At 63.7% G+C, this 13,946-nt stretch carries 12 protein-coding genes and 1 riboswitch; of the genes, 6 read left to right on the plus strand and 6 right to left on the minus strand.

Features of this window, described 5'->3' with window-relative positions; genetic code table 11:
• Positions 1-80: 80 nt before the first annotated feature.
• Positions 81-1,892 carry a long-chain fatty acid--CoA ligase gene (locus ABH939_RS14125; protein ID WP_003941777.1) on the plus strand — a complete coding sequence of 604 codons (1,812 nt, stop codon included), beginning with the start codon at positions 81-83 and terminating at the stop codon, positions 1,890-1,892.
• A gap of 96 nt (positions 1,893-1,988) precedes the next feature.
• Here the strand turns inward: ABH939_RS14125 and ABH939_RS14130 are convergent, their stop codons facing one another.
• The 4 genes from ABH939_RS14130 to ABH939_RS14145 all read right to left on the minus strand — a co-directional run bounded on the left by ABH939_RS14130 (position 1,989) and on the right by ABH939_RS14145 (position 6,562).
• Positions 1,989-3,116, minus strand: a complete 1,128-nt coding sequence (locus tag ABH939_RS14130; RefSeq protein ID WP_003941734.1) for a glycosyltransferase family 4 protein — start codon at positions 3,114-3,116, stop codon at positions 1,989-1,991.
• Between the two features lie 78 nt (positions 3,117-3,194).
• The gene (locus ABH939_RS14135; protein WP_230691661.1) at positions 3,195-4,553 is read right to left on the minus strand and encodes a peptidase MA family metallohydrolase; all 1,359 of its coding nucleotides are present in this window, start codon (positions 4,551-4,553) and stop codon (positions 3,195-3,197) included.
• A 74-nt stretch (positions 4,554-4,627) separates the two neighbouring features.
• Positions 4,628-5,680, minus strand: coding sequence for a C40 family peptidase (locus ABH939_RS14140; protein WP_003941704.1), 1,053 nt, complete (start codon positions 5,678-5,680; stop codon positions 4,628-4,630).
• A 324-nt stretch (positions 5,681-6,004) separates the two neighbouring features.
• Complete coding sequence (locus ABH939_RS14145) at positions 6,005-6,562, minus strand: C40 family peptidase (protein WP_003941754.1); 558 nt, start codon at positions 6,560-6,562, stop codon at positions 6,005-6,007.
• Positions 6,563-6,576: 14 nt separating this feature from the next.
• Positions 6,577-6,755, minus strand: a riboswitch (cyclic di-AMP (ydaO/yuaA leader).
• 521 nt (positions 6,756-7,276) lie between these two features.
• Here ABH939_RS14145 and ABH939_RS14150 point away from each other — a divergent pair.
• Positions 7,277-9,037, plus strand: coding sequence for a DEDD exonuclease domain-containing protein (locus ABH939_RS14150; RefSeq protein ID WP_404649729.1), 1,761 nt, complete (start codon positions 7,277-7,279; stop codon positions 9,035-9,037).
• 78 nt (positions 9,038-9,115) lie between these two features.
• Positions 9,116-9,391, plus strand: a complete 276-nt coding sequence (locus tag ABH939_RS14155) for an Lrp/AsnC family transcriptional regulator (protein WP_003941677.1) — start codon at positions 9,116-9,118, stop codon at positions 9,389-9,391.
• Positions 9,392-9,399: 8 nt separating this feature from the next.
• Here the strand turns inward: ABH939_RS14155 and trpD are convergent, their stop codons facing one another.
• Positions 9,400-10,491 carry an anthranilate phosphoribosyltransferase gene (gene trpD / locus ABH939_RS14160; protein WP_003941751.1) on the minus strand — a complete coding sequence of 364 codons (1,092 nt, stop codon included), beginning with the start codon at positions 10,489-10,491 and terminating at the stop codon, positions 9,400-9,402.
• A 139-nt stretch (positions 10,492-10,630) separates the two neighbouring features.
• Positions 10,631-11,119, minus strand: coding sequence for a hypothetical protein (locus ABH939_RS14165; protein ID WP_042453564.1), 489 nt, complete (start codon positions 11,117-11,119; stop codon positions 10,631-10,633).
• Positions 11,120-11,246: 127 nt separating this feature from the next.
• On the opposite strand from ABH939_RS14165, the gene ABH939_RS14170 reads away from it, so the two are divergent.
• The 3 genes from ABH939_RS14170 to ABH939_RS14180 all read left to right on the plus strand — a co-directional run bounded on the left by ABH939_RS14170 (position 11,247) and on the right by ABH939_RS14180 (position 13,913).
• The gene (locus tag ABH939_RS14170) at positions 11,247-11,858 is read left to right on the plus strand and encodes a heme-copper oxidase subunit III (RefSeq protein WP_007730060.1); all 612 of its coding nucleotides are present in this window, start codon (positions 11,247-11,249) and stop codon (positions 11,856-11,858) included.
• A gap of 64 nt (positions 11,859-11,922) precedes the next feature.
• On the plus strand, positions 11,923-12,774 hold the full coding sequence (locus tag ABH939_RS14175) for a cytochrome c (protein WP_003941682.1): 852 nt from the start codon (positions 11,923-11,925) through the stop codon (positions 12,772-12,774).
• On the plus strand, positions 12,771-13,913 hold the full coding sequence (locus ABH939_RS14180; RefSeq protein ID WP_007730058.1) for a ubiquinol-cytochrome c reductase iron-sulfur subunit: 1,143 nt from the start codon (positions 12,771-12,773) through the stop codon (positions 13,911-13,913). The genes ABH939_RS14175 and ABH939_RS14180 overlap by 4 nt, the downstream gene beginning before the upstream one ends.
• The last annotated feature ends 33 nt before the right edge of the window (positions 13,914-13,946 follow it).

The raw sequence follows: 13,946 nt of genomic DNA on the forward strand, positions 1-13,946 counted from the left end.
CCACAACTGCGTCGGACATGCGACTACAGTAGGAGACGAAAACCCTACTCGTCAGTATTTCGCAGTGTCGGAGGTATTTCGTGCCTGAGTTCAGCGCACCCCAGACGTTCACCATTCCCGAGGATGCCTCCGCGGTCGACTCGGTCTTCGCCTTCGCGAAGACGAAGCCGGCGGCGGTTGTCTACAAGCGCAAAGTCGGAAATGCATGGGTCGATGTCACTGCAGGCGATTTCGCCGCTCAGGTGACTGCCGTCGCCAAGGGCCTGATCGCGATCGGAGTCGAGCAGGGCGATCGCGTCGGCCTCATGTCGGCGACTCGCTTCGAATGGCCACTCGTCGACTACGCCATCTGGGCGGCCGGCGGCGTGACGGTTCCGATCTACGAAACCTCCGCAGCCGAGCAGGTTCGCTGGATTCTCGAGGACTCCGAAGCAATCGACCTCATCGTCGAGAATGACGCACATGCCGCGACCGTGAAAGACGTCGCCGCGGCCGCCCCCGCGCTGCGCACGGTCTACCAGATCGATGCCGCGGCAGGCGGTAAAGGTGTTGTCGAGGAATTGACCGCACTGGGCGCCGACATCTCCGACGAGGACGTCCACGCCCGCGTCGCGGCACTGAAGGCATCCGATCCCGCGACCCTGATCTACACGTCGGGCACCACGGGCCGACCCAAGGGCTGCCAGCTGACGCACTCCAACCTGATTGCCGAGTCGAAGGGCATCCTCGACTCCAACCTCGGCACGCTGCTCAAGACTCCTGGCGTCCGCACGCTGATGTTCTTGCCGCTCGCGCACGTTCTCGCTCGCGCAGTCAGCATCGCGTCGTTCGACGCCGGTGCAGCGCTGGGGCACACGAGTGACATCCCGAACCTCGTTCCGACGTTCGGCGAGTTCAAGCCCGACTTCATCCTCTCGGTGCCGCGCGTGTTCGAGAAGGTCTACAACAGCGCACGCGCCAAGGCGCACGGCGACGGCAAGGGAAAGATCTTCGACGCGGCCGCAGACACCGCCGTCGCGTGGAGCGAGGCGCAGGACAAGGGCGGCGCCGGCATCGTTCTCAAGGCCAAGCACGCTCTCTTCGACAAGCTCGTGTACTCGAAGCTGCGCGCAGCGCTCGGCGGGCAGTGCCAGCTGGCCATTTCCGGTGGTGCACCTCTGGGCGCTCGACTCGGCCACTTCTTCCGCGGTATCGGCGTCACGATCTACGAGGGCTACGGACTGACCGAAACCACCGCGGCCTTCGCCGTCAACACCATCGGCGCACAGAAGGTCGGTTCTGTCGGAAAGCCGTTGGCCGGCAACTCCGTTCGTATCGCAGAAGACGGCGAAATCCTCCTCTCGGGACCGGTGGTCTTCACCGGCTACTGGCGCAACGAGAAGGCCACCGCCGAGTCGATCGAGAACGGCTGGTTCCACACCGGCGACCTCGGCACCGTCGACAAGGACGGCTACATCACCATCACCGGCCGCAAGAAGGAAATCATCGTCACGGCAGGCGGCAAGAACGTCTCCCCCGCTCAGCTCGAAGATTCCCTTCGCGCGCACCCGCTGATCAGCCAGGCCATCGTGGTCGGCGACCAGAAGCCTTTCATCGGCGCCCTCATCACCATCGACGCCGAAGCTCTTCCCGCCTGGAACGAGCGCAACAACAAGGCCGCAGGAACCACAGCGGCCGACCTGGTTTCGGACGGCGAACTGGTCGGCGAAATCCAGGACGCCATCGACGAGGCCAACAAGCTCGTCTCACACGCCGAGGCGATCAAGAAGTTCCGCATTCTTCCGGTCGACTTCTCCGAGGACACAGGCGAACTCACGCCCACGATGAAGCTCAAGCGCAACGTCGTGCACGAGAGCTTTGCCGCCGACATCGAAAAGATCTACGCCAAGTAGTCTTTCGCCGATCAGTCCTCTGCCGACACGAACGTGCCGACATGAACAGCCCGCACCGAATTCGGTGCGGGCCGTTCGCGTTCGAGTCCCGTTTGCTCAGCCGAGGAGATTACGCAGTTTGGAAGCGAGCGTGTCCCACTTCCAGTCTTCGGCAACCCATGCCCGGCCGGCTGCTCCCATCGCGGCCGCGCGATCACGATCGGACAGCACCTCGATCACGGATTCGGCGACGTCGCGAACAGAGGTGCCGTCGACCACGAGCCCGGTCTTGTTCTGCTGCACCGTTTCCGGAGCGCCACCACTGCGCCCGGCGATGACCGGCACACCGGTAGCCGAGGCCTCGAGGTAGACGATTCCCAGTCCTTCGACGTCCAATCCGGCGCCTCGGGTACGGCACGGCATGGCGAACACGTCGGCGATCGTGTGGTGCGCCGCCAACTCTGCGGCGGGCACCGTGCCCGTGAAGACGACGTGATCGTCCATCCCGGTCTTACGCGCCAATTGGCGGAGATGGTCCTCGTACGGCCCACCTCCGACGATCACCAGTACCGCCCCGTCAATGCTCTTGCGTACGGTCGGCAGCGCCTTGATGAGCATGTCCTGCCCCTTGCGTGGCACGAGCCGCGACAGGCACAGGATCGTGGGCCGCTCGCCCAGCCCGTATCGCTTACGCAGTTCCGCGCGGGCGACCGAGTCCGGGTGGAACACTGACGTGTCCACTCCGGAAGGAAGGTGCTCGAGCGCCGCTTGCGGGCCGAAGGCCGCCGAGAACCGCCCACGGGTGTATTTGCTGACGAACGTCACCGCATCGGTGTGGTCACCGATCACACGCAACGACTGCCGCGCACCGGGAATCATCGACCATCCGACCTCGTGGCCGTGAGTACTCGCGATCACTCGGCTCGCTCCGGCGCGTCGAACAACCGGTGCCAACAACGCCAACGGTGCTGCCGCACCGAACCAGACCGACTCGCAGTCGTGCTTCTTGACCAACTTCGCGGCTCGACGAGCGACAAAAGGCGACGGCAGCATCAGCGTCGTCGGGTGCCGAACGACCTCGAAAGGCTGTGCCGCATCGAACTTCTTGTGCGAGTCGCCCCGCCACCGCGGTGCGTACACCACCAACTTGTCCGGCGGCAGATGCCCGGCGAACGTGTGGAGATAGGACTGGATACCTCCGGGGCGAGGAGGAAAATCGTTGGTCACCAAGAGGGTCCGGCGCATCCGTCCACCGTAGGGCACTCGGTGCTTCAAACGTGCGAAGGGCACCTCGCCGCTGCAATCGACCCAGCCGCGAACCGCTCAGCCCAGATGGCTGTTGGTCCAGTCGACCCATCCGGCTCGCAGTTCCTCGGTTCCGACGCCAACGACCGCTCGGATCCGCGAATCGAGGTCTTCGGCAGTCATCTTTCCGGAGGCGAGAGCGCGAAAGAGGTCGGTCAGCTTTGCTTCTCCGAATCGATCGGCGATATACGCGTTGATCGACCACGCCGATTCGTACGCCAGTGAACTCACGACCGGTACACCGCTGAACTGCGTGTCGTCCGGAAACTCGGTCGGAGTATCGCCGGAGCGTACCGCTGCCGCCAGAGTCGGCGCGATCTCACCCCAGGCCCGCGAGGATCCACGGTTTCCCGCGTATTCGGCAAACCCTTCCAATACCCACATCGGCGACCCGTCACGGGTTTTCGATCGGGCGGCTATGTGCATCAGTTCGTGGCGCAACACCGTTCGCCTGGTGATGTCGGTCAACCTCGAAGCCGCGGCAGGCGAGAAGACCACCCGCTGGCCGCTCACGTCGGAAGACCCGTCCGCCGTCGCATCCGCGACCGACACTGCGGCAATCGAAGCGCCGTCGTGATGGGAGCCGACCAGTGCGGTGAATTCCTCAGCGGACCCCGCCACCATGAGCACCGCGCGCTCGGACCACCACGGCCCCCACAACTGCGTCGTGTTCTCGATGGCTGAGTCCACATCGGCAGCCAAAGCGTCGACGAACGCCTGCTGACCCGGGTGGCCGATCACCAGCGCGTTACCCGCAGAATTCTCGGCGACGGCAAGCGGGCCGAAGTCCCAGGGACCGTTCCAGGATTCGCCCGCCGTTCGGGCGCCGTCCAGTCCGACGATCGACCCGTCCGCAAGAACCGACCACTGATCGCCGCGTTTCGCGAGTGTCATGGACACTGCCTTGCGCGTGGGCAATGCGTCGACGCCGTCGAGGGCGTACCGCAACAGAACTTGCGCATTCCATACTTCGACGTCTCCGCCCGGCGCACCGGTTCGCGGCGCCGGAGTCAGGCCGCCGCTGGGAATCTCGTATCCCCAGTCGGAGAATTCGAGCGCTCCCGCTGCAGTGGCTCGTCGAACTTCCGCCTCGAGCACACCGGGTGCGGCGGAACTGTCGACGAACTTCGCCAGCCCCGACGGATCGTCGGACATCTGAGCCGCGGCCCATGCATCGAGAAAGCTCTGGACTTGAGCGCTGCGTTCCGCGTCCTGTTCGGCGGCGGCGTTTTCGTCGGAATCGGACCTGTTCGTCAGGAAGATCGTCAGGCCCAGAACGAGCACCACGGCTACACCGAGCGCCACGAGGGCCGGATACTCCCAACGGCGTGGTCGATCTGCGCCGACGTCGGGCGTCGTCATCGGTTCAGTCGGCACGGTGCCGAGTGTAGGAGAACTCGACTCGACGCTTCACGGCGGCTGGCCACACGCCACTCAGGCGCAGCAAGCCGTCAGTAACGACGCGCAGTGGAGAACTCCATGCCTGCCATCGACTGGACCTTCACCGGTACGCCGAACGTCGACGCATGCAGAATGTTTCCGTCGCCGGCGTAGATGCCGACATGCGAGTTGTCGCTGTAGAACGTCACGACGTCGCCGGGCTGTAGTTGGTCCCTCGACACCGGTACACCGCCCTGCGCCTGCGCTTGGCTCGATCGCGGCAGAGTCTTTCCGATCTGCTTGTAGGCCCACACCACCAGACCTGAGCAGTCGAACTCGTTCGGGCCGGTCGCACCCCAGACGTACGGGTCACCGATCCGCGTGAGGCCTGCCTGCAGAGCAGCAGCACCCGAGCCAGGGGTCAAGTTAGCCAGAATTTTGCTGAGATCGACATCCGGCGGGAAAGGCGTACCGCTCAGTTGGTTACGTTCGTCGTCGGTGAGATTCTGGAAGGCTTTGGTCACGTCGGCGATCTGCGTCTGCAGTTCACTCTGCTTGCGCTGCAAATCGTCACTGAGTGCGCGGGCTTGATCGGCGGCGGTTCGCGCTTCTTCGGCCGATCGCTTCGATGCTTCCGAGGCGGCACGCGCATCGGCAGTGGCTTGGTTGAACTGAGAGACCTGTACTGCCGCGTCGTTGGAAATCACGTCGAGCGCAGACATCTGGTCGAGCAACTGCTGCGGCGAGTCGCTCACCATCAACGCAAAGAGGCGATTGGTTCGCGCACCCTGGTAATTCGCTGTGGCAATACGGTTTACCGCCGGCGCGAACTCGGCGACGCGCGCCGAAGCCGCGTCGAGAAGACCCTGATCGGCTGCCGATCGCACGTCCGCATCATTCGCGACTGCCAGCTTCGCGTCGAGGTCGATCTGCGCGTTGTGCAGCGCTTCGTTGGTCTGCTCGGAAACCCGGGAGAGTTCACCGAGCTTGTCGAGCGCCTCGGTGGGGTTGGTGATGACGGGGTCGGCACCGGCCTGCATCGAAGGCCCTGCAACGAGTCCGAACGCCAGCACTCCCACTGTCAATGCGGCCCGTACTCGACTGTTGTTTTTCGATGAAACCACGGAATGCAACTCTCCGTCTCGGTGAAGCGACGCCGACCGGGACCGGTCGACGATCTGTTAGCTGGCTGTCAACTATCCACAGTACCTGTCTCGGCCGCGCAATGTCTCGATAAGGTTACGGAACGGCATACGTTTGTGTCTACTCGCCGGTAGGCGTGTCGGGGTGAAGTACCGGGCGAATTGTCGCGAAACGAAAATGTGGGCCCCGAATCGAAGATTCGAGGCCCACATTCGAAGATCCGGAGCTCCCCCGAGCTCCGCCGCATCACAGCGGCGGATCGTTCCGACTGCCTACCGGAGACAGCCGTCGAGCGTGTTCAGAAATCAGTAACGGCGAGCGCCGTCGTACGGCATCGAGGACACCGGAGCGAGCTTCACGGGCTGACCAGCGGTCGACGCGTGGATGACATTGCCGTTACCGGCGTAGATGCCCGAATGCGATCCGCCGTAGAAGGAGATCACGTCGCCGACCTGAAGATCGGACTGTGCGACGGCAACGCCGGCTGCAGCCTGGTCGTAGCTCGTGCGAGGCAGGTTGAGACCGGCCTGCTTGTATGCCCACTGAACGAGACCGGAGCAGTCGAATGCGTCCGGGCCGGCTGCGCCGTACACGTACGGGGAGCCCAGCTTGCTCTCTGCGGCGCGAACTGCCTGCTCACCAACACTGGAGATGGGAGCGGCCGGTGCAGCCGGTGCGATGTCGGTGATGCCCGGAATGACCGGCAACTGAGGAATAGAAACACCCGGAACCTCGAACGTGCCGACGCCGGGGATGGTGATGGGGTCTGCCGAGGCAGGTGCAGCGGTTGCAGCGAATGCTCCGACTGCGAGCGCGCCGGCTACTGCCAACTGCGCTGAACGCTTGAAACTCTGTGACGCCACTTAAGGGGTGCTCCATTTCTTCCATTCATCCGCCGACCGAGTTAGCTGACGGGTTCGGGCTGGGAAGATCAGCCCTACCCGCGTGGTCTGCAGCGATCCTGCGTGCTGCACCCCAGGCGGGATTCACCCCAGTGGAAACTTGGGTTCCCGGTTCGGGTTCCTCGCGGAGATCCCGATTAGGCGGTTCCTGACGATGCCGGTCCTGTTTGGTCCGGCAAGACTTCGTTAGGTCTCAGGAAGGTTACGAAATGATCGCGACGATGTCGACCGCTTCGTGACAATCGCGCCCGATTCGCCGGAAATCGTGGTGCCGCGCCCGCGATACGCCCGGCGGGTCACGGGGAGATAACAACAGGTCGGTTCGGCGACCCACTCCTGGACGTCAAACCCGCGCCCGCTACCCACTGCCAAGGCTCACCAAACCCGACAATCCGATCTTCCATGCAGTTCAACGATGATTACTTGAAACTAGAACCTGTTCCGATCACGGACGCGGTTTCAGCCGTCGACAGACGCACCGAAGACCCCTCGACTCGCCCTACTCACAAGTAGGCGCGCGTCCACATTCGCGAGTTCCCACCGCAAGTGTGATCCTCGTCTCTCCTACTTTTGTCGGGCGTTCATCCACCGATTTCGCAATGGAAGTCCGTGCGGGTCGGATTCCGTGTCTGCACTCTCGAATTCGTGTCGGGGGGTACTTCTACTGTCTGCGGTGTGAGTCCCGCCTCGGCCCGAGAATTTCCGTCTCCGCCCCCGTTCTCCGACGGGGAGAAGTTCGACGTCGGGCGGCAACTGAGCTTCGACGAACTGGACTCACCGCTGAGCGAGACAACATTTGTCGTCGTCGACCTCGAGACCACAGGGGGCAGCGCCGACCAGGACTCCATCACCGAGATCGGCGCCGTCAAGATCCGCGGCGGCGAGGTACTGGGCGAAATGGCAACACTCGTCGACCCCGGCCGGTCGATTCCGCCGTACATAGTCGAACTGACCGGAATCACCACAGCCATGCTGATCGGTGCACCTCCCATCGAACGTGTCCTGCCTGCTTTTCTCGAGTTCGCCGAGGGCGCAGTGCTGGTGGCACACAACGCGCCGTTCGACATCGGCTTCCTCAAAGCAGCGGCGTCACGCAGCGCGCGCCCGTGGCCTGCGTTCCGTGTCCTGTGCACCGTCAAACTCGCCCGGCGCGTACTCACACGCGACGAAGCACCTTCGGTGAAGCTCTCCGCACTCGCCCATCTCTTCCAAGTGACCACCCAGCCGACGCACCGGGCTCTCGACGACGCGCGTGCGACCGTCGACGTCCTCCACGGACTGATCGACAGGGTCGGAAACCAGGGTGTCCACAGTTACAGCGAACTAGTCGACTACCTGCCCAACATTTCCTCGCATCAACGGGCCAAACGGTCCTTCGCCGCAAACCTGCCGCGAAGCCCCGGTGTCTACCTTTTCCGCGGTCCTTCCGACGAAGCCCTCTACATAGGAACTGCTACCGACCTTCGACGCCGCGTCCGCAACTACTTCACCGGTTCGGAGACCCGCGGCCGGATGAAGGAAATGGTCGCGCTGGCCACCCGCGTGGACCATGTCGAGTGCGCGCACGCTCTCGAGGCCGGGGTGCGTGAACTACGACTGCTGAGCGCGCATGCGCCGCCGTACAACCGTCGCTCCAAGTTTCCCAAGCGAGGTTGGTGGATCACCCTCACCGACGAGGCGTTTCCGAGACTGTCCGTGGTTCGCACGCCCACGGCCGATTCGATCGGCCCGTTCACCTCTCGCGCCGACGCAGTCGACGTCGCCGACACCGTCGCAGAGTTCAGTCGTCTGCGCACGTGTACCAAGCGTCTCGGACGCGGCGCCGTTCACGGCCCTGACTGCCCCGCTCGCGAACTGGGGGCGTGTCCAGCCTCCTGGACCCCGGAAATCAACGCAGAGGACTACGCGGCCGCCCCTGAGGCCGTGCGTGGATTCTTCCGAGGAACCAACGACGCTCCCCTCCAACAGATGCAGGCCCGGATCGACGAGCTGTCCGCACACGCGTTGTTCGAGAATGCTGCTCGTCTGCGTGACCGAACGGTCGCAGTCGCCACCGCAGTGCGGCGCACTCAGCGACTCGCTGCAGTCGCGGCGATCGAACAACTCGTTCTCGCCCGCCCCACCGGAGACGGCGGCTGGGAGCTGTCGGTGATCCGGTCCGGGCGTCTCGCGTCCGCCGGGCTCGCCAGACGTGGGACTCACCCGATGCCCGTCGTCGACGCCATCACCGCGGCGGCCGAAACCGTCCTACCGGACGACGCCCCGTTCCGCGGCGCGTCACCCGAAGAACTGGGACTGATCGCAAGGTGGCTCTCGTCGGACGGTGTCCGAATCGTGTCGGCGACGTCCGGATACGTCGAACCTGTGAGCGGCGCCGGCAAGTGGGAAGCCTGGTGCCGACTCGCCCGAGCCGGAACCGAATCCGAACATCGATGACGTAACGGCGGGGCGGCACCCCTAAGCTCGATCGAAACCACCGGGTCATCACAACCCGCAGGGAAATCGAGGAGAGAAATGATCAACGCCATCGTCATGATTCACGCCGAGTCCGCTCGGATCCCGGAAACCGCGCAGGCCGTCGCCGACCTGTCCGGAGTGACCGAGGTCTACTCGTGCGCAGGTGACGTCGATTTGATCGCCATCGTGAAAGTGCGTGACCACGCCCAGATCGCCGATGTGGTCACCGGAGGAATCAACAAGGTGCCCGGCGTTCTCCGAACCGCCACACACATTGCGTTCCAGTCATTCTCCAGCGCAGACGTCGAGGCCGGTTTCTCGCTGGGTGAATAGCCCCTCGATCAGGCTTGGTCGGCCAGCTCGGCGGTGAGCGCCGCCCACTTGTGAAGCAGTTCAGCGCCCGCGCCGCTGTCGATCGCGGCAGCGGCTGCAGTCATCCCGGCAGAGATCGCACTCTCGAGATCGTCGCCGACACCGTTGAATGCCGCGATGGCTGCTCCCGCGTTCAGCAGGACCGCGTCCCGGACCGGCCCCTTCTGCCCGGAAAGTAGCGTTCTGGCGACGGTGGCGTTGATTTCGGCGTCGCCTCCACGCAACTCTTCGAGAGGAACGCGGTCGATTCCGAGGTCACGCGGATCCAGCGTGACAGTTCGCACACTTCCACCCCCGACGATGTGAACCGTCGACGTCGTCGATGTGGTCAGTTCGTCCAGTCCGTCGTCTCCCCGTACCACCAACGCCGAATTGCCGCGCTGCGCAAGGACTCCCGCGACGACCGAGATCAGTTTCGGAAATGCGCACCCGATCAGCCCGGCACGCGGACGAGCCGGATTGGTCAGTGGACCGAGCACGTTGAATGCCGTCGGAATGCCGATTTCCTTGCGAGGCACCGCCGCAAAGCGCAGTGCGGGATGGAAGACCGGCGCGAAACAAAAGCCGATGCCGACCTCTTCGACACACCTCGCAACCTGCTCCGGCCCGAGGTTGATGCGAACGCCGAGCGCCTCGAGCACGTCGGCGCCACCGCTCTTGGACGAAGCAGCGCGGTTGCCGTGCTTGACAACTCGCACACCGGACGCGGCAACCACGATCGAGGCCATCGTCGAGATGTTCACCGTGTTGGAGCGGTCACCACCCGTGCCGACGATGTCGACGACGTCGGAATCGACCGGCACGCGCCTGGAGTGTTCGAGCATCGCGGCGGCGAGCCCTTCCAACTCCGCGGGGGTTTCGCCCTTCATCTTCAGACCGACCCCGAAAGCAGCGATCTGAGCGGAGGTGGCGTTGTCCGACATGATCTCGCCCATCGCCCAGCGACTGTCGGCTTCCGACAAGTCACTGCCGTCCGTGAGCAAACCGAGAATCATCGGCCAGGACCGCACCACTGCACTCGAATCGACGTTCACGGCGTTGGATGCGTCGGTGCCGGCCATAGTGCCTTGGTCCCCTGTCGTTCAAGTGGGCTGGATTTCGAGCTGTCGTTTCGAGCTGTCGTTTCGCGCTGCCATTTTGTGCTGCCGATGACCCTCGCAGCCTAGTCAGTGAGGTAACGAGGAAACCGAATAGGGCCGCTCAGGACTTTCTGCGACCGCGTTTGGGCGGCGCCTCCACAAGTATCGGGGGCTGGAGCGCGTCCCACCCGGCGACCGAACCACCGAGTCGCTGCGCCAGACCGGCCATTCGTGACCGCTCCTGGGAGCAATGCAGGGCGTCAAGCACCTGGACACGCTCGAAGACGACGCGAACCGAATTCTCGACCACCGGAGTCACGTCCTCGGGCCGACTCGAGCCTCGCACATATCCGTCCTGGGCGACGATGCTCTCGGCATCGGCTACCGAGCCCTCCGGGAGGTCGAGATGATGCCGCAGAACCACTTCGGACTCCGCCCTGAACTCCGGCTCGGTGGAGGCGGCACGTTCGAGAGCCGTCGAGCTCGCCTCGGCGTCGTCGAAGCCTTCGGCAACGACGACCAGATCCGACCGCCCTGCATCGAGCGGTGTCGGAATCTTCGTGCCGAAAATTCTCAGGAACCACGGTCTACTCTTGTGTGTAGCTGCCATCGCGCCAGCATATTCCGACCACGCCACCAGCGCGTTCGCCGCCCGATCCCGCGAACTCGAGCCGAGCGACGCGCCGATGGTGGACCCGAGTGGTCGTCTCTTACGACGAAGCGTCATACTTCTGTCTGTGACGAGCGCAGTAGGGACTTCAGGATCGGCAATCACCCAACGCGTGCACTCGCTGAACCGGCCGAATATGGTCAGCGTTGGCACCATCGTGTGGTTGTCAAGTGAGCTCATGTTCTTCGCAGGGCTCTTTGCCATGTACTTCGTGGCACGAGCTCAGGCGAACGGAAATTGGCCGCCGGAGCCAACCGAATTGAACCTGTATCTGGCCGTGCCGGTGACCTTGGTGCTTATCGCATCTTCGTTCACCTGCCAGATGGGTGTCTTCGCGGCTGAGCGTGGCGACGTCTTCGGACTTCGTCGCTGGTACACCATCACCTTGGTCATGGGGGCGTTCTTCGTCGCCGGCCAGGGTTACGAGTACTACCACCTCGTGCACGAGGGCACCACGATTTCGAGCAGCGTGTACGGCTCGGTGTTCTACATGACCACCGGCTTCCACGGTCTGCACGTCATCGGCGGTCTCATCGCCTTCGTCTTCTTGATCGCACGTACCCGGGTCAGCAAGTTCACGCCCGCCCAGGCCACCGCCGCGATCGTTGTTTCGTACTACTGGCACTTTGTCGACATCGTGTGGATCGCGCTGTTTGCCACGATTTATTTCATCCGTTAATCAGCTGTACGCCCCAGGCAGCCCCTGACGTCCAGTTCCGTCCCGACATACCAAAGGGATACAGATGAGTTCATCCCCCCCTCCCGCATCCGATAACTCAGCGAATGCCGCGAAGTCGCGTCGCCAGCGGAAAATCCGCCGGCGCGTCACTGGCGCGCTCGTATTGATGATGGGATTGATCAGCGCAGGTTTCCTCGCTTCGGCGTTGACACCAGCTCCGCAGGTTGCGACCGCCAGTGACGATTCAGCAGCCCTGATTCGTGAAGGCAAGCAGCTGTACGACACGTCATGCATCACGTGCCACGGCGCGAACTTGCAGGGCGTGCAGGACCGCGGTCCCAGCCTCATCGGCGTCGGCGAAGCAGCCGTGTACTTCCAGGTCTCCTCTGGTCGTATGCCGGCAGCTCGCAACGAGGCCCAGGCTGCACGCAAGGACCCCAAGTTCGATGCTGCGCAGACCGACGCCCTCGGCGCTTTCATCCAGGCCAACGGCGGCGGCCCGACGCTCATCCGCGACGAGAACGGCGAAATCGCCCAGTCCTCGCTGCGCGGTGGCGACGTCGGACGCGGCAGTGAGCTCTTCCGGCTCAACTGCGCGTCGTGCCACAACTTCACCGGCCGCGGTGGCGCACTGTCCTCGGGCAAGTACGCCCCGGTCCTGGATCCGGCCAGCGAGCAGCAGATCTACGCTGCCATGGTTACCGGTCCCCAGAACATGCCGAAGTTCTCGGATCGTCAGCTGACGATCGAGGAGAAGAAGGACATCATCGCCTACGTCAAGTCGTCGGGCGAGTCGAAGGACCCCGGTGGGTACGGGCTCGGTGGCCTCGGTCCGGCCTCTGAGGGTCTCGCCATGTGGGCCGTCGGAATCATCGCTGTCGTCGGTGCAGCATTGTGGATCGGAGCAAGGTCATGAGCGACGCTGGCCAGCATGGCGGCGATACGCCTAAGAAGTACACAGATGAAGAGCTCGACGCGATGTCACGCGACGACCTGGTCAAGCTGGGTACCAATCTCGATGGCGTCGATGTCGTCTACCGCCGTGATCGTTGGTCGGTAAAGGGCACCAGGGCGGAAAAGCGCGCCGAGCGCAACGTCGCCTTCTGGTTCGGCCTCGCCGGCGTTTCGGCGATCGCGTTCATCGCGATCTACCTGTTCTGGCCCTGGGAGTACGCAGGCGCCGGTGACGAGAACTACGGCAAGTACAGCCTGTACACCCCGCTGATCGGCTTGACCATGGGTCTGGCGATCCTCGGCGTCGGCATCGGTGCCGTTCAGTTCACGAAGAAGTTCATCCCCGAAGAGGTCTCGATCCAGGACCGCCACGACGGTGGTTCCACCGAGGTCGATCGTCGCACGATCGTCGCCGAGCTCGGCGACACCCTCGAGACGTCCACCCTCCCCCGCCGCAAGGCCATCAAGCGCAGCTTGATGTTCGGCGGCGGCGCACTCGGCGTCATGATGGTCATGCCCCTCGGCGGACTCATCAAGAACCCGTGGGCCAAGGGCGACGACTCACCTCTGTGGGTGTCCGGCTGGACCCCGAACTACCCGGGCGAGACCATCTACCTGCGTCGTGACACCGGCCGTCCCGAGGACATCGTCCTCGTTCGCCCGGAAGATCTCGATGCCGGTTCGATGGAAACGGTCTTCCCGTTCCGCGAGTCCGACCGTGGCGACGAGCACGCTCTGCTCGCAGCACTGCGCGGCATTCGTAACTCGGTGATGCTCATCCGCCTCCGCACGGAAGACACCGCGCGTGTCACCAAGCGTAAGGGCCAGGAAAGCTTCAACTACGGCGATTACTTCGCCTACTCGAAGATCTGCACCCACCTGGGTTGCCCCACCTCGCTCTACGAACAGCAGAGCAACCGTATTCTGTGCCCCTGCCACCAGTCGCAGTTCGACGCACTGACCTACGGCAAGCCGATCTTCGGTCCCGCTGCTCGCGCACTTCCGCAGTTGCCTATTACAGTGAACGAAGAGGGCTTCCTGGTCGCCGACGGTGACTTCATCGAAGCACTCGGCCCGGCATTTTGGGAGCGTCGACCGTGACCACAACAACAACCAAACCGTCCAAGATCAGCG

Source organism: Rhodococcus sp. 27YEA6 (assembly GCF_044908235.1).
Classification (GTDB): Bacteria; Actinomycetota; Actinomycetes; order Mycobacteriales; family Mycobacteriaceae; genus Rhodococcus_F; species Rhodococcus_F qingshengii.